Annotated in this window: 17 protein-coding genes, 2 tRNA genes and 1 pseudogene; 18 read left to right on the plus strand and 2 right to left on the minus strand. The window is 58.8% G+C overall.

What is annotated here, in order from left to right; genetic code table 11:
- Window positions 1-336: 336 nt before the first annotated feature.
- Complete coding sequence (locus WB402_RS11320; protein ID WP_424207980.1) at window positions 337-1521, minus strand: pyridoxal phosphate-dependent aminotransferase; 1185 nt, start codon at window positions 1519-1521, stop codon at window positions 337-339.
- An 80-nt stretch (window positions 1522-1601) separates the two neighbouring features.
- Here WB402_RS11320 and uvrB point away from each other — a divergent pair, with 80 nt between their 5' ends.
- The 15 genes and pseudogenes from uvrB (at window position 1602) to rpoS (ending at window position 15519) form a co-directional block, all read left to right on the plus strand.
- Window positions 1602-3674 (plus strand): excinuclease ABC subunit UvrB, encoded by a 2073-nt coding sequence (uvrB, locus tag WB402_RS11325; RefSeq protein ID WP_424207913.1) that lies wholly within the window; start codon window positions 1602-1604, stop codon window positions 3672-3674.
- Window positions 3675-3796: 122 nt separating this feature from the next.
- Window positions 3797-3871 (plus strand) — tRNA-Val (locus WB402_RS11330).
- A gap of 102 nt (window positions 3872-3973) precedes the next feature.
- Window positions 3974-5917: a threonine--tRNA ligase gene (gene thrS, locus WB402_RS11335; protein ID WP_424207915.1), complete on the plus strand. Its 1944-nt coding sequence runs from the start codon at window positions 3974-3976 to the stop codon at window positions 5915-5917.
- Window positions 5904-6413: pseudogene (gene infC, locus WB402_RS11340) on the plus strand (translation initiation factor IF-3); the annotation flags it as partial. The gene thrS and the pseudogene infC, both read left to right, overlap by 14 nt.
- Window positions 6414-6590: 177 nt before the next feature.
- Window positions 6591-6788 (plus strand): 50S ribosomal protein L35, encoded by a 198-nt coding sequence (gene rpmI / locus WB402_RS11345; protein WP_424207917.1) that lies wholly within the window; start codon window positions 6591-6593, stop codon window positions 6786-6788.
- Window positions 6789-6800: 12 nt separating this feature from the next.
- Window positions 6801-7160: a 50S ribosomal protein L20 gene (gene rplT, locus WB402_RS11350; protein ID WP_424207919.1), complete on the plus strand. Its 360-nt coding sequence runs from the start codon at window positions 6801-6803 to the stop codon at window positions 7158-7160.
- 146 nt (window positions 7161-7306) lie between these two features.
- Window positions 7307-8302 carry a phenylalanine--tRNA ligase subunit alpha gene (gene pheS / locus WB402_RS11355; protein WP_424207982.1) on the plus strand — a complete coding sequence of 332 codons (996 nt, stop codon included), beginning with the start codon at window positions 7307-7309 and terminating at the stop codon, window positions 8300-8302.
- Between the two features lie 94 nt (window positions 8303-8396).
- Window positions 8397-10775 (plus strand): phenylalanine--tRNA ligase subunit beta, encoded by a 2379-nt coding sequence (gene pheT, locus WB402_RS11360; protein ID WP_424207921.1) that lies wholly within the window; start codon window positions 8397-8399, stop codon window positions 10773-10775.
- Window positions 10776-10808: 33 nt separating this feature from the next.
- Complete coding sequence (locus tag WB402_RS11365) at window positions 10809-11141, plus strand: integration host factor subunit alpha (RefSeq protein ID WP_372522307.1); 333 nt, start codon at window positions 10809-10811, stop codon at window positions 11139-11141.
- Window positions 11134-11493 carry a MerR family transcriptional regulator gene (locus WB402_RS11370; protein WP_424207923.1) on the plus strand — a complete coding sequence of 120 codons (360 nt, stop codon included), beginning with the start codon at window positions 11134-11136 and terminating at the stop codon, window positions 11491-11493. Before WB402_RS11365 ends, WB402_RS11370 begins: the two co-directional genes overlap by 8 nt.
- A gap of 90 nt (window positions 11494-11583) precedes the next feature.
- Window positions 11584-11660, plus strand: a tRNA-Pro gene (locus WB402_RS11375).
- A gap of 550 nt (window positions 11661-12210) precedes the next feature.
- Window positions 12211-12957: a 5'/3'-nucleotidase SurE gene (gene surE / locus WB402_RS11380; RefSeq protein WP_424207925.1), complete on the plus strand. Its 747-nt coding sequence runs from the start codon at window positions 12211-12213 to the stop codon at window positions 12955-12957.
- Between the two features lie 32 nt (window positions 12958-12989).
- Window positions 12990-13643 (plus strand): protein-L-isoaspartate(D-aspartate) O-methyltransferase, encoded by a 654-nt coding sequence (locus WB402_RS11385; protein ID WP_424207984.1) that lies wholly within the window; start codon window positions 12990-12992, stop codon window positions 13641-13643.
- 62 nt (window positions 13644-13705) lie between these two features.
- Window positions 13706-14455 carry a peptidoglycan DD-metalloendopeptidase family protein gene (locus tag WB402_RS11390; RefSeq protein ID WP_424207927.1) on the plus strand — a complete coding sequence of 250 codons (750 nt, stop codon included), beginning with the start codon at window positions 13706-13708 and terminating at the stop codon, window positions 14453-14455.
- A 2-nt stretch (window positions 14456-14457) separates the two neighbouring features.
- On the plus strand, window positions 14458-15519 hold the full coding sequence (rpoS, locus tag WB402_RS11395) for an RNA polymerase sigma factor RpoS (RefSeq protein ID WP_424207928.1): 1062 nt from the start codon (window positions 14458-14460) through the stop codon (window positions 15517-15519).
- On the opposite strand, the gene WB402_RS11400 is transcribed toward rpoS, so the two are convergent.
- A complete protein-coding gene (locus WB402_RS11400) occupies window positions 15499-15894 on the minus strand; it encodes an Mth938-like domain-containing protein (RefSeq protein WP_424207930.1) in 396 nt (131 codons plus the stop codon). The two genes, rpoS and WB402_RS11400, sit on opposite strands and share 21 nt — an antisense overlap.
- 106 nt (window positions 15895-16000) lie before the next feature.
- On the opposite strand from WB402_RS11400, the gene alaC reads away from it, so the two are divergent.
- From alaC to thrC, 3 genes are all read left to right on the plus strand, one after another.
- Complete coding sequence (alaC, locus tag WB402_RS11405) at window positions 16001-17218, plus strand: alanine transaminase (protein WP_424207932.1); 1218 nt, start codon at window positions 16001-16003, stop codon at window positions 17216-17218.
- 125 nt (window positions 17219-17343) lie between these two features.
- On the plus strand, window positions 17344-18666 hold the full coding sequence (locus WB402_RS11410) for a homoserine dehydrogenase (protein WP_424207934.1): 1323 nt from the start codon (window positions 17344-17346) through the stop codon (window positions 18664-18666).
- A gap of 2 nt (window positions 18667-18668) precedes the next feature.
- Window positions 18669-19751, plus strand: coding sequence for a threonine synthase (thrC, locus tag WB402_RS11415; protein WP_424207936.1), 1083 nt, complete (start codon window positions 18669-18671; stop codon window positions 19749-19751).
- Window positions 19752-19764 lie beyond the last annotated feature (13 nt).

The raw sequence follows: 19764 nt of genomic DNA on the forward strand, positions 1-19764 counted from the left end.
CTGATTGACCCCAGCCGTCAGGCGCGCATTCTGCACCAGGCTGCTCATGCCCGCGGCGCTAACTCCCAGTACACTCGCCACCGCCGAAGTGATGATCAGCTCGTAAAGCGAATAACCAGACTGCTTCAGGCGATACCTGGAGCTTGATAGCAGAAATAATGATCCGGGCAAATAACGATTTACCCCATCCATCCTGTTATTTTTGTTGACGCCGCTATCCCGCGACGTTTTTAATCTTGGGTTTAGCAGCCAGTTATTTTCAAGAGTTAGTTATTATGCCAACTCATATCCAGTCTGCAAGACCTGCAACGTAAGCTTTATATCTAGTTCTTAGGATTAAGTCGTACCGAGTAATTTATCAATCCGATCAAGCGCTTTTTCAAGCGTATCCATGGAAGTAGCATAGGAAAGGCGCAGGTAACCTTCAGCGCCGAAAGCGGAACCGGGAACCAGCGCCACCTCGCCTTTAATAAGAAGATACTCGGCCATTTCGACATCGTTGCCGACACCGGCGGTCGCAGCAATCGCCTTGCTGAAATCGGGAAATGCATAAAACGTTCCCTGCGAGGGCAGACAACGCACGCCACGAATTTTGTTCAGACGGCTCACGACGCGATCGTGTCGTTCCTTGAACGCGCGCACCATTGGTGTGATACAGGCTTGATCGCCATTCAAAGCCGCCTCCGCCGCTACTTGCGCGATCGACGTCGGATTGGAGGTGCTCTGCGACTGGATTTTCTTCATCGCCGCAATCAGCGATTTTGGCCCGGCGGCATAACCGATGCGCCAGCCGGTCATGGCATACACCTTCGAAACCCCGTTTAGGACGATCGTGCGATCCTTGAGGTCGGGACAGACGTTGAGGATATTGCAGAATGGTTCATCCGACCACAGGATATGTTCGTACATGTCGTCCGTGGCGATCAGCACATGCGGATGCTCGCGCAACACTTCGCCTAATGCCGCCAGTTCCGCGCGCGTATAGACCGCTCCCGTCGGGTTCGATGGGCTGTTGATGACGAGCAGGCGCGTGTTGCGAGTGATGGTGCGATCGAGTTGTTCAGGACGAATCTTGAAGGCCTGATCGATGCCGGCCGAAATGATAACCGGACTGGCGTCCGCGAGCAGCACCATGTCGGGGTAGGATACCCAGTACGGTGCCGGGATGATAACCTCGTCACCGTTGTCGAGCAGTGCCTGCGCCAAGTTGAAAAAGCTCTGCTTGCCGCCGACGGAGACGAGGATTTCCTCCGGCGTGTAGTCAAGTCTGTTGTCGCGTTTGAATTTGGCGATCACCGCCTGCTTGAGCCCGGGCGTGCCGTCCACCGCGGTATATTTGGTGAAGCCGTCGCGAATGGCGCGGATCGCCGCCTCCTTGACGTGCTCCGGAGTGTCGAAATCGGGCTCGCCCGCACCGAGACTGATCACATCTTTGCCTTGGGCTTTGAGTTCCTTGGCCCGGGCATCGACAGCCAGCGTGGGGGAGGGTTTGATGCGGTTGACGCGACCTGACAGGCGGATGGTGGACAACGGTTCCTCGTGAAATCGGTATCGGAAAAACGCGGTAATATACCCGCAAGTCAGTGGAAAAACGATAGCATATGACCCAGAAGCTCGACCTACTCAGCCCTTTTCAGCCCGCGGGAGACCAACCGCAAGCCATCGCCGCGCTCATGGCGGGGCTGGGACACGGCGAGGCCTGTCAGACTCTGCTGGGCGTGACCGGCTCCGGCAAAACCTTCACGATCGCCAATGTCGTGCAACAGCTGCAGCGGCCGACGCTGGTGCTGGCGCCGAATAAGACGCTGGCGGCGCAGCTTTACTCTGAATTCCGCGATTTCTTTCCACGCAACGCCGTGGAATATTTCGTGTCTTACTACGACTACTACCAGCCCGAGGCCTACGTCCCTTCCTCGGATACGTATATAGAGAAGGACGCCTCGATCAACGAGCAGATCCAGCAAATGCGCCTCTCGGCCACCAAGGCGCTGCTCGAGCGCGAAGACTGCATCATCGTGGCCACGGTCTCGGCCATTTACGGCCTGGGCGACGTGGATGCCTACCACAGCATGATTCTGCATCTGCGCCAAGGCGCCAGCATGGACCAGCGCGCCATCCTGCAGCGGCTGACGGAGATGCAATACACACGCAACGATCTGGAACTGCGACGCGGCACGTTCCGCGTGCGTGGGGACGTCATCGACATCTTCCCGGCTGAATCCGAACAGCTCGCCGTGCGCGTGGAGCTGTTCGGCGAGGACGTGGAAAATATTTCCGAATTCGATCCCCTGACGGGCGAAGTCGCCGGGCGCCGGGTGCGGATGACCATTTTTCCCTCGTCGCATTACGTCACGCCGCGCGAGACCATCGTGAAGGCAATCGATGAGATCAAGCAGGAACTGCGCGAACGTCTGGAGCAGTTGCGTTCGTTGGACAAACTGGTCGAAGCGCAGCGTCTGGAACAGCGTACGCTTTACGACCTTGAGATGATGCGCGAGGTGGGTTACTGCGCAGGCATCGAAAACTATTCACGTTATCTTTCCGGGCGCAAAAGCGGCGAGCCGCCGCCGACTCTCATCGATTATCTACCGAAAAATGCGCTGCTCGTCGTGGACGAAAGCCACGTGACCATTCCGCAGCTCGGGGGCATGTACAAGGGCGACCGCTCACGCAAGGAAACGCTGGTTGAATATGGCTTCCGCCTGCCCTCGGCGCTCGACAACCGGCCGCTGCGCTTCGATGAGTTCGAGCGGTTGATGCCGCAGACCATTTTTGTGTCCGCGACACCGGGTCCGTACGAGCGCGAGCGCTGCCACGGCGTTGTCGTGGACCAGATCGTGCGACCGACCGGCCTGGTCGACCCGGAGGTGGAGATCCGTCCCGCGACGGCGCAAGTCGATGATCTTTTGTCCGAGATCCGCGTTCGCGTCGCGGACGGCGAGCGCGTGCTGGTGACCACACTAACCAAACGCATGGCCGAAGACCTAACCGAATACCTGCACGAGCATGACGTAAAGGTACGCTACCTGCATTCGGACATCGAGACCATCGAGCGCTCGGAGATCATCCGCGATCTGCGCGCCGGCACCTTCGACGTGCTGGTCGGCATTAATCTGTTGCGCGAAGGGCTGGATATTCCCGAGGTGTCGCTGGTCGCGATCCTCGATGCCGATAAGGAGGGTTTCCTGCGTTCGGCACGCTCCTTGATCCAGACCATCGGCCGGGCGGCGCGACATATTCACGGCAAGGCCATTCTTTATGCCGACCGGATGACGGATTCGATGCAAGCGGCCATCGGCGAGACCGAGCGCCGGCGCCTGAAACAGGTCGACTACAACAAAACTCACGGCATCACGCCCAAGGGCATCATCAAGGCGGTCAAGGAAATCATCGATGGCGTGCCGCCCACGCACCCGCTGTTCGGCACGAAAAACTACGGGACGAAATCCGCCCATGCGGGACGCGAGTTCCTGCACGCCGCCGAGGAAGAGGCCGAATACGCGGCCATGGCGCCGGATGCGCTGGCCAAGCTGCTCAACAAACTGGAAAAGCAGATGTACGCCCACGCACGCAATCTCGAGTTCGAGCAGGCGGCGGCGCTGCGCGACAAGCTTCACACCATCCGTTCACGTCAGTTCGGCGTGGTCGAGGGCAGCGGCCGAAAGCGCGGTTGAGGAGGGTGGCCCGGGCCTGCCCTCAATTATGATTGGTCGGGCGCAGCGGCATTGGCGCCCTCAATCAGGCATAAAACTTGTGACTCCGCGCCGAATTGTGCTATTTTTCCGCGCCTGTTTGCAGGCGCGTAGCTCAGTGGTAGAGCACCACCTTGACATGGTGGTGGTCGGTGGTTCGATCCCACTCGCGCCTACCAGATTCAATCCCCGGCAACGCCGGAGGATAAGACTACCGTACTGCTGAAACCCGATTATGCGGCCGTTCGTAGAGGTCGCCACTGACGAAAGGGTCGCGCATCATGCCAGTCATCACGCTGCCGGACGGCAGCCGCCGGGAATACCCCCAGCCGGTATCAGTCGCCGACATTGCCGCGAGCATCGGGCCGGGCTTGGCACGCGCCGCGCTTGCCGGTCGCGTCAACGGCAAGCTCGTGGATATCTCGTTCCGCGTCGAACAGGACGCCGAAGTCGCCATCATCACCGACAAAAGCCCTGAGGGGATCGAAATCATCCGCCACTCGACGGCGCATCTGCTGGCGCAGGCCGTCAAGGAGTTGTTCCCGGAAGCCCAGGTCACGATCGGTCCGGTCATCGAGAACGGCTTTTATTACGATTTCGCATTCAAACGTGGATTCACGGAAGAGGATCTGGCGAAAATCGAGCAGCGCATGCACGAGATCGCGAAGCGCGATTACCCCGTCAGCCGCACCGTCATGCCGCGTGACGAAGCCATCGGGTTTTTCCGGGACATGGGCGAGGAGTACAAGGCGAAGATCATTGAGGACATTCCCGCCGGCGAGCAGATCTCGCTGTATCGCCAGGGCGAATTCATCGACCTGTGCCGTGGCCCGCACGTGCCCTCGACCGGCAAGCTGAAGGCATTCAAGCTCATGAAGGTGGCCGGCGCCTACTGGCGCGGCGACTCGCGCAACGAAATGCTGGCACGCATTTACGGTACGGCGTGGACGAGCAAGGAGGCGCTGGATGCCTATCTGCACCAGATTGTGGAGGCCGAGAAACGCGACCATCGCAAGATCGGCCGCAGCCTCAACCTGTTTCACATGCAGGAAGAGGCGCCGGGCATGGTGTTCTGGCACGAGCGCGGCTGGCGGCTCTATCAGACCATCGTTCAGTACATGGGCGAGTTGTGGCGCGAGCACGGCTACCGCGAGATCCGCACGCCGCAACTCGTGGACCGTTCATTGTGGGAGAAATCCGGCCACTGGGAGAAATTCCACAGCGATATGTTCATCACCGAATCGGAAAAACGGCTCTATGCCGTCAAGCCGATGAACTGCCCCTGTCATATCCAGATATACAACCAGGGGCTCAAGAGTTACCGCGATCTGCCGCTGCGGCTGGCGGAGTTCGGCTCGTGCCACCGCAACGAGCAATCGGGCGCGTTGCACGGGCTGCTGCGCCTGCGTAATTTCGTGCAGGACGACGCGCATATTTTCTGCACCGAGAATCAGATCCAGCCCGAGGTCTCGGCCTTTATCGACCTGCTGCACCGGGTCTATGCCGACTTTGGCTTCAAGGACATCATCTACAAGCTATCCACCCGCCCGGCGAACCGCATCGGCTCTGATGAGAGCTGGGACAAGGCCGAACATGCCCTGGAGCAGGCGCTGAACACCAAGGGCCTCAAATGGGACTTGCAGCCGGGGGAAGGGGCGTTTTACGGCCCCAAGATCGAGTTCTCGCTCAAGGACAGTCTGGGGCGCATCTGGCAGTGCGGCACTATCCAAGTGGACTTCTCCATGCCCGGCCGGTTGGGAGCGACCTATATCGCCGAGGACGGTAGCAAGCAGGTGCCGGTCATGCTGCACCGGGCCATCCTGGGCTCATTGGAGCGGTTTATCGGCATCCTGATCGAGGAACACGCCGGAGCGCTGCCGACCTGGCTGGCCCCGGTCCAAGCCGTCATCCTGACCATTACCGACGAGCAACAGGAAGCTGCCCTCCGACTCGAAAAAACCCTGCGCCGACTCGGTTGGCGGGTCGAATCCGACTTGAGAAACGAGAAAATAGGCTTTAAAATTCGCGAACATACCCTGCAGCGCATCCCCTATATGCTGGTAATCGGCAAGAAGGAAGCACTGGAAGGTACCCTAGCCGTGCGCACGCGTAAGGGTGAGGATCTCGGCGGGATGACGTCGGAAGCGTTCCACGTCATGCTCACCCGGGAAACCGCGAGCCGCGGCATTACTATTTTGGAGGATCAGAAACATCGCGACGGATAAAGAGGTTCGTGTCAACGGGCGCATCAACGCCCCGAAAGTCAGGTTGATCGGCAGTGATGGCCAGCAGGTTGGCATAGTTCCCATAAGCGATGCGCTGCGCCGGGCGGAGGAAGCTGGCCTCGATCTCGTAGAGATTTCACCGAATGCCGCGCCGCCGGTTTGCCGGGTCATGGATTTCGGCAAATACCAGTACGAGGAAAGCAAGCGCAAACACGCGGCGAAGCGCAAGCAAAAGCAGATTCAGATCAAGGAAGTCAAATTCCGCCCCGGCACGGATATCGGGGATTATCAGACCAAGCTGCGCAACCTGGTCCGCTTCCTGGAAGAGGGCAACAAGGCCAAGATCACGCTGCGCTTCCGCGGACGCGAACTGGCGCATCAGGAACTCGGCATTGAAATGCTGAAGCGACTGGAGAGCGATCTCAAGGATTACGGCGTGGTGGAACAACATCCGCGCATGGAAGGCAAGCAGATGGTGATGGTGTTCAATCCCAAGCCGGGCGCGGGCAAGGTCGTCAAGAGCGAGAAGCCAGCTCCGAAGACGGAGCCCAAGACGGAACCGAAGGCTGAACCCAAAATCAAGACGGCGACCTAGCCGCCGGAAAATTTTTTTATAACCGCGACCGAACGGGCCACGCATGTGCCTGCAGGCGCTTACTCAAGGAGTACAAACATGCCCAAGTTGAAAACCAACCGCGCCGCCGCCAAGCGCTTCAAGAAGACGGCGAAAGGCGGCTTCAAACGCTCGCATTCGCATCTGCGGCACATCCTCACCAAAAAGAGCTCCAAGCGCAAACGTCACCTGCGTGGCACGACCACGGTGTTCAGCACCGATGTCGCCGGCCTGCGTCGCTTGCTGCCGTACAGCTGAGGAGAATAGAACATGCCAAGAGTCAAACGTGGAGTCACGGCCGGCGCGCGCCACAAGAAGGTGCTGGCGCAGGCCAAGGGTTATTACAACGCACGCCGCAAGGTGTATCGCGTCGCCAAGCAGGCGGTGGCCAAGTCCGGCCAGTACGCCTATCGCGACCGGCGCGTCCGCAAGCGCGAATTCCGCGCCCTGTGGATCGCGCGCATCAATGCCGCGGCTCGCGAGTGCGGTCTCTCCTATAGCCGATTTATGAACGGATTGAAAAAGGCCACCATCGATATCGACCGCAAGGTGCTGTCCGATATCGCGGTGCACGATAAAAAGTCCTTTTCCGTTCTGGCTGACAAGGCCAAGGCTGCTCTGGCCTCTTGAGGTCGCGATGACGGCGCGAGCCGTCACATGAAGCGATTGTCACCGAAAGGGAAAGGTCAACCGACCTTTCCCTTTTTATTTGTACGCGAGCAAACTGAACTGTGAATGACACGACGCACGCTGTTGAGCAACATCTGAAGACGTTGATGGCGGAGGCAGACACGGCGGTCTCCGCCGCAGGCGATGCCGCTGCTGTCGAAGATCTTCGCGTCAAATATCTGGGCAAGAAGGGCCTGCTGACCGAGCAGCTGAAGAGTCTCGGCGGACTGCCGCCGGACGAGCGGCCGCGCGTCGGCGCGCTCGTCAACCGTGCCAAGGAAGCGCTGCAGGAGAAACTCGGCGCGCGCAAACAGCAGCTTGAATCCGCCGCCCGTGACCAGCAGCTGGCGCGTGAAATACTGGATGTGACGCTCCCGGGACGCGGCGTTCGTCAAGGCGGCCCGCATCCGATTACGCGCGTGCTGGAACGGCTCGAAACCTTGTTCTTGCGGATGGGATTCGATGTCGCCGACGGCCCTGAAGTTGAGGATGATTACCACAACTTCGGAGCGCTCAACATTCCTCCAAGTCACCCATCGCGGGCGATGCACGACACGTTTTATTTCGACGCGCACCGGCTGCTGCGCACGCACACTTCGCCCGTGCAGGTGCGCTACATGGAAAACCACCAGCCGCCGCTGCGCATTATTGCGCCCGGGCGCGTCTATCGCTGCGATTCAGATGTGACTCATACTCCCATGTTTCACCAGATCGAGGGGCTCATGGTGGACGAGGCGGTGAGTTTTGCCGATCTCAAGGGCGTGCTCAGCGATTTTCTCGTTCAATTCTTCGAGAAACCGCTCAAGGTACGGTTTCGCCCATCGTATTTTCCGTTTACGGAACCGTCCGCGGAAGTGGATATCAGCTGCGTCATCTGTGGCGCCAAGGGTTGCCGCGTCTGCAAGAACACCGGTTGGCTCGAAGTGCTGGGATGCGGCATGGTGCACCCCGAGGTGTTCCGCCAAGTGGGCATCGACAGCGAGCGCTGGAGCGGTTTCGCCTTCGGGCTGGGCGTGGAGCGTCTCGCCATGCTGCGTTACGGCGTGAACGATCTGCGGTTGTTCTACGAAAACGATTTACGGTTCTTGCAGCAGTTTAGATAGGAATAAAACCGCCAAGGCGCCGGCGACGCCAGGTTTACGAGTGAAAATAATTTTTATCTGGCATTCTTGGCGTCTTGACGGTGAAAAATAATTTATGAAAATCAGTGAAAAATGGTTGCGTGAGTGGGTATCGCCAAAGCTCGATACGCGGGCGCTGGCGGACCGCCTGACAATGGCCGGACTGGAAGTCGGAGCGATTGAGCCGGTGGCGCCGGTTCTGCATCGTGTCGTGGTCGGAGAGATTGTTTCCGTCGCGCCGCATCCGTCCGCCGACAAGCTCCGGCTTTGCCGGGTGAACGTCGGCAAAGGCAAGAAACTCGATATCGTGTGCGGCGCGGCCAACGCGGCGCAAGGCATGAAGGCGCCCGTCGCGCTGGAAGGCGCCACGCTGCCGGGCGGGATGAAAATCAAACAAGCGGAAGTTCGCGGCGTTATGTCCGCAGGCATGCTCTGTTCCGCCGGTGAACTGGGACTGACGGATTCCGCCGATGGCCTGCTGTCCCTGGACAAGGACGCCAGACCGGGCACGTCGATCGCCGATTATCTGGGTCTTGATGACGTCACACTGGAGATCGATCTCACTCCCAATCGCGGCGATTGTCTGAGCATCGCCGGCATCGCCAGAGAGCTCACGGCGTTGACGGGCGCGAAAATGAAATCGCCGGTCATCAAACCGGCCAGCGTCAAACTTCGCCGTAAAATTTCCGTCAAACTCGATGCACCACAGGACTGTCCGCGCTATGTCGGCCGCATCATAAGCGATATCAATCCATCGGTGGTCACGCCCATGTGGATGAAGGAAAAATTGCGCCGCGGCGGCATCCGCAGCATTCATCCCGTTGTCGATGTCACCAATTATGTCATGCTCGAGTTGGGGCAACCCATGCATGCCTTCGATCTCGAGAAACTGCATGGCGCTATTCACGTGCGCCTCACCACGAAAAACGAATCGCTGGTCCTGCTCGATGGCAATACGATCAAAATCGAGCCAGGCAGTCTGCTGATCGCCGACGACCGGCAACCATTGGCGCTGGCCGGCATCATGGGCGGCTTTCACTCCGCGGTAACCAATTCCACCCGGCATTTGTTTCTCGAAAGCGCCTGGTTTCGACCGGAAACGATTTCAGTTCGCGCCCGTTCGCAGGGGCTGCAAACCGATTCGTCCCAGCGCTTTGAACGCGGCGTCGATCCGGACTTGCAACGGCGCGCCATGGAACGCGCGACCTCGCTCCTGCTTGGCATCGTTGGCGGCAAGCCAGGACCGGTCATTGAACAGACGGCAGGGCGGCACTTGCCACGCGCCGTTTCAATTGCCTTGCGCGTTGATCGCGTTGAACGATTGCTGGGCATGAATGTGCCGGCCAGAATTATCGAGAGCATCCTGAAACGTCTTGGCATGAAGCTGAAAAAGTCACGGTCGAACTGGATCGTCACGCCACCCTCATATCGTTTCGATATCGAGCGTGAAGCGGATCTGATCGAAGAGATCGCCCGCATCCATGGTTACGACAAACTCCCAACCCGGCATCCGCGTATTCCGATGTCCGCGCGGCCGGTAGCGGAATCTGGGGTATCCGAAACGCGTCTGCGTGCCGCGCTGATAGATCGTGACTACCAGGAAGTCATCACCTACAGCTTCGTTGATCCCAAGATTCAAAACCTGATCGACCCCGAGATCCCGCCGCTGGCACTGGCCAACCCCATCAGCGCGGACATGGCGGTCATGCGCACTTCGCTATGGCCCGGCTTGCTCCAGACCATCCTGTATAACCAGAACCGCCAGCAGACGCGGGCGCGTCTGTTTGAGATCGGACGCAGCTTTCTGCCGCGGGACCAGGACGTTGTTCAGGAGCATATGCTGGGCGGTGCCGTCTATGGCGATGCGGTGGCAGAGCAATGGGGCGCGGCCCGGCGCGCGGTCGATCTTTATGACGCCAAAGCCGATATTGAAGCCTTGTTTGCCTTGGCGGGCATAGGCAGAGAGGTACTATTCCGGCCTGGCAAGCACCCGGCCTTGCACCCCGGACAGACAGCGGAAATTCAATACCACGGACAACCGCTTGGCCTGCTGGGATTGCTGCACCCTGCGATTCAGGCCCATCTGGGATTTTCGCAGCCGGTGGTCCTGTATGAGTTTCGGCTATCCTCACTGGGTTGGGAAAGAATCCCTATTTTCAAGGAATTTTCAAGATTTCCCTCGATAAGACGGGATCTTGCTATCATGGTGAATGAGGCCATACCGGCCCAGTCGGTGCTGGAGTGCGTACAAAAAACCGCGGGAAGTTTGCTCGTAAACCTTGAGCTATTTGATGAGTATCGCGGGAAAGGCATTGATTCCGGAAGAAAAAGTTTGGCTCTGGGCTTGACCTTGCAGCACTCTTCGCGCACTCTTAATGAAACGGATGTGGAGCAGGTGATGGCAGAGGTTATCACGACTCTGGGAGCCAAGCTGGGAGCGCTACCACGTCAATAAGTCCTTGGGAACAAAGAAGAAGGGTATAGGTATATGGCTTTGACCAAAGCAGATCTTGCGGAAAACCTGTTCAACGAGCTGGGTCTGAACAAGCGGGAGGCAAAGGAATTTGTCGAGTTTTTCTTTGAAAAGATTCGCACCGCCTTGGCCGAAGGGGAGCAGGTAAAGCTCTCCGGTTTCGGCAATTTTTCGTTGCGTCAGAAAAACCCCCGTCCGGGACGTAACCCCAAAACCGGCGAGGAGATTCCCATCACCGCCCGGCGGGTTGTCACCTTCCGCGCCAGCCACAAGCTCAAGGAACGAGTCGAGCAGAATGCTCAGGCCAATCGCGAAAAGTTTAAAGCGCAGGCTGAACTAAATGCTTGACCCCGGCGAAAATCACGAACTTCCCACGATACCCGGAAAACGCTACTTCACCATCGGTGAAGTGAGTGAGTTGTGCGCGGTCAAGCCGCACGTGCTGCGGTATTGGGAGCAGGAGTTTCCTCAGCTCAAGCCAGTCAAGCGCCGCGGCAACCGGCGCTACTATCAGCGTCACGACGTGATTCTCATCCGTCAGATTCGCAGCCTTCTGTACGTGGAAGGATTCACCATCAGCGGTGCACGCAACAAGCTTGATCTGGACAACCCCGAACCCTTGGACGCCAATCGTCAGCAGGCCGTCAAGACGCTCATCAGCGAGCTCGAAGGCGTCCTGGACATCCTTAAAAAGCTCTAAATTAGCCTTGCCTCACGTTTATTCTCCGGTATGATGGCGGCCGCATATCTGCGGTACATCATGCGGGACCCTTCCACGCAAACATACAAACGGGGCGTAGCGCAGCCTGGTAGCGCACCACCTTGGGGTGGTGGTGGTCGGAGGTTCAAATCCTCTCGCCCCGACCATCGTGCATGCCATCCTTGGCGAAACACCAGTAACTTCGATGAACCCCAGCCCGCACATCCGTGTGCGGGCGTTCGCCGGGACGAAGGCACGTTAAGTGCCTTCGTCTGTTCCGGCTCACCCTCTCGCCCCGACCAATCTGGTTATTCGCGCGCTCCATTCCTGGCACCTGGTTTTGTGTCGCCTGCGGCGACGCATACTTGTGGGTGGCTGACCCACGAGTCTCCCGTCATTCCCGCGAAAGCGGGAATCCAGGCTTTGAATGGTATCGCGCGCGTTGCGCGCGATTCTCAAAAGCTATGTGCGGGTGGCTCCGCCCCTGCACCCTGGGTTACTTTCTTTGCTCGTGCAAAGAAAGTAACCAAAGAAAGCACGCCCCCGGATGGCGCGACCGTCTCCCTGTGCTTCTCGCCGGAATCGGCGCTCGCCTCAACTCGCCGGGTGCGAAATACGCGCCACGGGCTCGAACACGAGGCTCGCTTTTCCCGATTCCGGCTGCGATGCTCGGGCGCGCCATACGGGGTGGAAAAGAAGCCCGTGATATAAATCGCCATGCGAATACTCCTCAGCAACGATGACGGCTACCTCGCTCCCGGGCTCGCCTGTCTCGCCCGCTCGCTAGCGCCACAGGCGCACATCGACGTGGTGGCTCCAGAGCGCGATCGCAGCGGCGCCAGCAACTCGCTCACGCTGACCCAGCCCCTGCGTGTCCAGAAAGGCGAAAACGGTTTCTACTACGTGGACGGCACGCCGACCGATTGCGTGCATCTGGCCATTACCGGTCTGCTCGAGAAGGAACCCGATATCGTCATTGCCGGCATCAACCGTGGCGCCAATCTCGGCGATGACGTGATTTATTCCGGCACCGTCGCGGCGGCGATGGAAGGACGCTTCCTGGGTCTGCCGGCCATTGCCGTATCGCTGGTGGGTAAAACCGGAACGAATTTTCAAACAGCGGCAGAGGTTGTGCTGCGTCTGCTGGATAAACTCAAGCGCGATCCCTTGCCCGCGGATACCATATTGAATGTCAATGTACCGGATGTACCATTCGAGCAACTCACCGGTTACGAGGCCACGCGTCTCGGACACCGCCACAAGGCCGAGCCCGTGATCCGCGCCGCCGATCCCCATGGCAATCCGGTTTACTGGGTCGGTGCTCCCGGACCGGAGGCGGACGCGGGACAGGGAACGGATTTTTACGCCGTACGACACCATGCCGTATCCATCACCCCTTTGCATGTCGATCTGACCCGTTATACTGCGCTGGAGCAGGTCTCTGTCTGGCTCAAGAAAATATAGGAAACTTCTGTGCTGAACGATTTCCGGTGAGCATGAACGTCCACGGCATCGGCATGACCTCGCAGCGAACCCGTGACCGGCTTATCCAGCGGTTGCGCGAAGAGGGGATCAGCAACGAACGGGTTCTCGAGGCGATGCGCAACGTGCCGCGTCATCTCTTCGTGGATGAAGCGCTCGCCACCCGCGCTTACGAAGACACAGCCCTGCCTATCGGCCAGGGGCAGACTATCTCACAGCCCTATATCGTGGCGCTCATGACCCAGACTCTGTTGGCCGGCGGGCGCCTGAAAAAGGTCCTCGAGGTCGGTACCGGATCCGGCTATCAGACGGCAGTGCTCGCCCAGCTGGTGGACGAAATCTATTCTGTGGAACGGATCGAGCCGCTGATGAAACTGGCGCGCAAGCGGCTGCGCGAACTCGGCTGTCGCAACGTCAACATCAAGCTCTCCGATGGCAGCTGGGGATGGAAGGAGCACGCCCCCTACGACGGTATTATCGTCACCGCTGCGCCCGCGGAAGTTCCGCCGGCCCTGCTCGAGCAACTCGCGCCCGGTGGCCGGCTTATCATCCCTGTCGGCGGGCCGGCCATGCAGGAATTGTTGCTGGTTCAAAACACGGACAAAGGGCTTTCCCAGGAACGCCTCGAACTCGTCAATTTCGTTCCGCTCGTGAGAGATTCCACCTGAGAACAGCGCATGCGCCGTTCAACAACCATCGAATGGCCCTCTTTAGATGGGGAATGGCTTTCATGCTGGTGCTGCTTTCTTCCTGCGCCTTTCCCCTGGCGCCCGTCAGCGAGCAGGGTACCGCGCTGCGACACCCGGAAGCCGGATACCGCGAGGTGCAGGTGGGCGATACGCTTTACAGCATTGCCTGGGAATCCGGGCGCGATTACCGCGACCTGGCAAGATGGAACCGCATCGCCCCTCCGTATGTAATCAAGCCTGGACAGAAACTGCGCCTGTTACCGCCGGCGGGTGCGGATCAGGCGATCCGTCCGGAGTTGAAACCATTGCCGCCGACGTTGAATCAGCGTGCGACTACCGAAAAAGCACCGGAAAAGAAAAAAGCCGCGGTGGAAAAACCGCAAACGTCTGCCAAGCAAGATGTACCCGCCGGCGCGGCCAAACAGCTCGACTGGATATGGCCGGCGGAAGGAGCGTTGTTGGAGCGATATTCCGCCAACGGTCCGAACAAAGGTATTGACATCGCCGGCCGTAAAGGCCAACCGATCTTCGCGGCGGCGGCGGGACAAGTCGTGTATCAGGGCGGTGGACTTCGCGGCTACGGACAGCTTATCATCATCAAACACAACGCCGATTTTCTGAGCGCATATGCCCACTGCGACAGGATTTACGTCAAGGAAGGGAATGTGATAAAACGGGGCCAGAAAATCGCCGACATGGGCAGCACTGGCGCCGATAGGGCCAAGCTGCATTTCGAAGTTCGATACCGCGGTGCTCCGGTGGACCCGCAGGACTATCTTCCCAGAAAGTAATTATGCCACCACGCAAACCGTCCCGCGCCCCCGTCAAAAAGGGCATAATCAAAGCCAAAGTCAAATCGCCTGACGAGATCAAGGTATCGCCCGAAGCCGAAGAGATCGACGACGAGACCATCGCTCCGGCCGAGGAAGCCGAAGAAGAGGTTTCCGAGGAAACGGCCCCCAAGGCGGCGGCTGAAAACGAAGAGGCCGAGACCAGCGGACGCGAATCGGGCGACGTGTACTATTCGCACGCAGACGCTACTCGTATCTATCTCAAGGAGATCGGTTTTTCGCCGCTCCTGTCCGCCGAGGAGGAGGTCTTTTTTGCGCGCAAGGCGCAGAAAGGCGACGGCAAGGCGCGCAAGCGCATGATCGAAAGCAACCTGCGCCTTGTGGTCAAAATCGCCCGACGTTACATGAACCGCGGCCTTTCGCTGCTTGATCTCATCGAGGAAGGCAACCTAGGCCTGATTCGCGCGGTGGAAAAGTTCGACCCCGAGCGTGGCTTCCGTTTCTCCACCTATGCGACGTGGTGGATACGGCAAACCATCGAGCGCGGCATCATGAACCAGACGCGCACCATTCGTCTGCCGGTGCATGTTCTCAAGGAGATCAATATCTATCAACGCGCGGCGCGTTATCTCGCGCAGAAACTGGATCACGAGCCGTCGCCGGAAGAGGTCGCCAATCTGCTCGACAAGCCGGTCGAAGACGTCAAAGGCATGCTGGGTCTCAATGAGCGTGTCGCTTCGGTCGACGCCCCGCTGGATGACGATCCCGACCGCTCGCTACTGGATGCCATCGCCGACGAGCGCACGCCCGATCCGGAGAAGGTTTTGCAGAGTGACGACCTGCAACAGCTGATTCAGCAGTGGCTGGATGAACTCAACGACAAGCAGCGTGAGGTGGTCGAGCGCCGTTTCGGGCTGAACCACCGCGAGATCTCTACGCTGGAGGAGGTCGGCGCCGACATTGGCGTAACACGCGAACGGGTACGCCAGATCCAGGTAGAGGCGCTGAAACGACTGCGTGTGATCCTGGAAAAAGCCGGTTACTCAGTCGATTCCCTGTTTTAGTTCCTCGATCATGAGCAGGGCGGCGGCCACACGCCGGCCGTCGCTCATCAGAAAATTGTAGGTGCGGCACGCGGCGCCGGTGTCCATCACTTCAATCCCGATTCCCGCCTCCACCAGCGACCGGGTAAGACTCGGCGCGGGAAACCGCAGCTGCGCACCTGTGCCCAGAATCACCACCTCGGGTCGCAAGGGGACAATCATTTCAAAGTGCCCCGCCAACAAGTCGGCAAAGCTGACCGGCGGCCACTCCGTGACGACCTGACGAGGTGTGACGATCAGGCTGGTGGTATAGAATTCCTCGTTGATGGTGATGCGGCCGAGTGCATAGGCACGGATCAGGTTCTGCCCCAGACCGGACTCAAGATGAATTTTCATGGCTGCTGGCGGTTCACATGTTCCATCGCTGTAGCGAAAGCCCTATAATGCATGCGTATTCAATATCTTGGCGCCAAGCCTTTACTATACCAGCCCGGCTAAAAGCATGTCACAAAACGACGACTTTCCGCGCATAAAGCGACTGCCGCCCTACGTCTTCAACATCGTCAACGAGCTCAAGGCACAGGCGCGCCGTCGTGGCGATGACATCATCGACTTCGGCATGGGTAACCCCGACGGCGCCACACCCAGGCATATCGTGGACAAAATGATCGAGGCCGCGCAACGAGAAGACACGCACCGCTATTCGGTCTCGCGCGGTATTCCGCGCCTGCGTCGCGCGATATGCCAATGGTACAAACGCCGCTACGACGTGGATCTCGACATGGACAGCGAGGCCATCGTCACCATCGGTTCGAAAGAAGGCCTGTCGCATCTGGCGTTGGCGACCGTCGACAAGGGTGATTCGGTATTGGTTCCCAATCCCAGTTATCCGATTCATGCCTACGGTTTCGTCATTGCCGGCGCCGATATTCGCCATGTGCCGCTCGTACCGGGCGGTGATTTTTTTGCGGAACTCGAGAAAGCCATCAAGACGGCCTGGCCCAAACCCAAGATGCTGGTACTTAATTTCCCGGCCAACCCGACAACGCAGTGCGTCGACCTTGGTTTCTTCGAGAAGGTGATCGCGGTAGCCAGAGAACACGGCATCTGGGTGGTGCACGACCTGGCATATGCCGATATTGTCTTTGACGGTTACAAGGCGCCATCCATTTTGCAGGTGCCGGGAGCCAAGGACATTGCGGTGGAGTTTTTCACGTTATCGAAAAGTTACAACATGCCCGGCTGGCGCATCGGATTCATGTGCGGTAACACCAAGCTCGTGGCGGCATTGTCGCGCATCAAGTCGTACTTCGATTACGGCATGTTCACGCCGATCCAGGTGGCGGCCATTCTCGCTCTCGAAGGGCCGCAAGACTGTGTGGAGGAGATCCGGCTGACCTACGAGAAACGGCGCGACGTGCTGTGCAACAGTTTGTTCGCCGCCGGCTGGCTGGTCGAAAAGCCAAAGGCCACGATGTTCGTCTGGGCGCACATCCCCGAGCCATACCGCGCGATGGGTTCGCTCGACTTTTCTAAGAAATTGCTCACCGATGCCAAGGTGGCAGTTTCGCCCGGCATCGGTTTTGGCGAGTTCGGTGATGAGCATGTGCGTTTCTCGCTTATCGAGAATGAGCACCGTACGCGTCAGGCGGTCCGGTCTATCCGCGAGATGTTTCGCAAGGATCAGGTGCTGGTTAATGTGCGCCAAGCGAACAACTAAATATCGCTTTTAACTACAAATGAACACAGATAAACACAGATTAGAAGAACGTTATTTCCATTTTTTGATTTTTTATCTGTGTCCATCAGTGTTTATCCATAGTTTCCTTAATTCATAAATCAAACATGAAACCTGTCAAAATCGGCATTCTCGGCCTCGGCACCGTCGGCTGCGGCACGATCAGCGTGCTGGCGCGCAACGGACAGGAAATCGCTCGCCGCGCCGGACGCGAAATCAACATCATCCAGGCCTCGGCGCGCGATCTGAAGAAAAAGCGCCCCTGTTCGACCGATGGCATAAAGCTCGTCACGGACCCGTACGAGGTAGTGCGCAATCCCGAGATCGAGGTAGTGGTGGAACTCATCGGCGGTTACGAACCGGCGCGCGCGCTGGTACTCGAGGCCATCGCCAACGGTAAACACGTGGTCACCGCCAACAAGGCCCTGATCGCCGTGCATGGCAACGAAATTTTCGCTCAGGCGCAGAAAAAGGGCGTCATGGTGGCGTTCGAAGCCGCTGTGGCCGGCGGTATTCCCATCATCAAGGCGGTGCGCGAAGGACTCGCTGGCAATCGCATCGAATGGCTGGCAGGTATCATCAACGGCACGAGCAATTTCATTCTCACGGAGATGCGCGACAAGGGCGCGGACTTCGCCGACGCGTTGAAGGAAGCGCAGCGATTGGGCTACGCCGAGGCCGATCCGACATTTGACGTGGAAGGCATCGATACCGCACACAAACTCACGATTCTGGCGGCCATCGCCTTCGGGATTCCGCTCAAATTCAAGCAGGCCTATACCGAGGGCATCACCAAGATCACTCGCATGGACGTGCAATACGCCGAAAATCTCGGCTACCGCCTCAAGCTTCTCGGCATCGCGCGACGCACGAACGGCAGTCTCGAACTGCGCGTGCACCCGACGCTGATTCCCGAGCGCCGGCTCATCGCCAACGTGGACGGGGCCATGAACGCGGTGCTGGTCAAGGGTGATGCCGTGGGGCCAACGCTGTTTTACGGAGCCGGCGCCGGCGCCGAACCGACGGCTTCGGCCGTGGTTGCCGATCTTGTGGACGTCGTGCGCACGCTGACGGTGGATCCGAACAACCGCGTTCCGCATCTGGCGTTTCAACCGGATGCGCTCGTGGATCTGCCGATCCTTCCGATCGAGGACGTCGAGACCTCGTATTATCTGCGTCTGCACGCGCTCGACAAACCCGGCGTGCTGGCCGAAGTCACGCGCATTCTGGCTGATCTCAACATTAGCATCGAGTCGATCCTGCAAAAGGAGCCGCGTCCGAACGAAAAGACCGTGCCGGTCATCATCCTGACGCAACGGGTGCGGGAGAAAAACATGAACGAAGCCATTGACCGCATAGAGAAGCTTTCTTCCATCGAAGGCAGCGTGGCGCGTATCCGCCTCGAACACCTGAACCCCAACTGGAATTGATCATGAATCTCGGCAGCCGCTATACCGGCCTCATCGACAAATACCGCGACCGTCTGCCGGTTTCGGACGATACCCGCATCATCAGTCTTGGCGAGGGTGCCACACCGCTGATACGCCTCAACAACATCCCTCGTGAGCTGGGCAGACAGATCGACATCTATGTGAAGTATGAAGGCCTGAATCCAACCGGCTCGTTCAAGGATCGCGGCATGACCATGGCCGTAACCAAAGCAGTGGAAGAGGGCAGCCGCGCGATCATCTGCGCTTCCACTGGAAATACTTCGGCCGCGGCCGCGGCCTATGCCGCTCGCGCCGGCATTGCCTGCTTTGTGGTCATCCCCGATGGGAAAATCGCTCTGGGCAAACTGGCGCAGGCGATGATCCACGGGGCGGTCGTCATCCAGATTGAGGGAAACTTTGATGCCGGTATGGCGCTGGTGAAAAATGTTGCCAACGAAGCGCCGGTGACGATCGTCAACTCGATCAACCCGTACCGCCTGCAGGGACAGAAGACAGCGGCGTTCGAGATTATCGAAGAGTTGGGCAGTGCGCCGGATTACCACTGCTTGCCGGTCGGCAACGCCGGCAATATCACGGCGCATTGGATGGGCTACTGCGAATACGCCGATCACGGCATATGCAACAACCGTCCGGTCATGGTGGGCTACCAGGCAGCGGGCGCCGCGCCATTCATTCTTGGCAAGATGGTGGACAACCCTGAGACGGTTGCCACCGCTATCCGCATCGGCCATCCACAATCCTGGGATAAGGCCTGGCAGGTACAGAAGGAGTCGCAAGGCTGGTTTGAGAAATTCAGTGACGAAGAACTCCTGGCGGCGCAAAAACTCCTGGCCCAGAAGGAAGGCGTCTTTTGCGAACCGGCCTCGGCCATTTCGCTCGCTGGCGCCCTGCACGACATCAAACGCGGCAAAATCCCCGAGGGCAGCCGCGTGGTCTGTACCCTGACCGGCCACGGTCTCAAGGATCCCGACACGGCCATCAAGCAGAGCAATGGACCGATGCTCAAGGTCAAGGCCGAGGTGGGTGCCGTCAAACAGGCCATTCTGAACAACCTGGCTCGCTGAACTGCCGTTTTCT

The sequence above is a fragment of the Sulfuricaulis sp. genome, assembly GCF_049587675.1.
In the GTDB taxonomy this organism is placed as follows: Bacteria; Pseudomonadota; Gammaproteobacteria; order Acidiferrobacterales; family Sulfurifustaceae; genus Sulfuricaulis.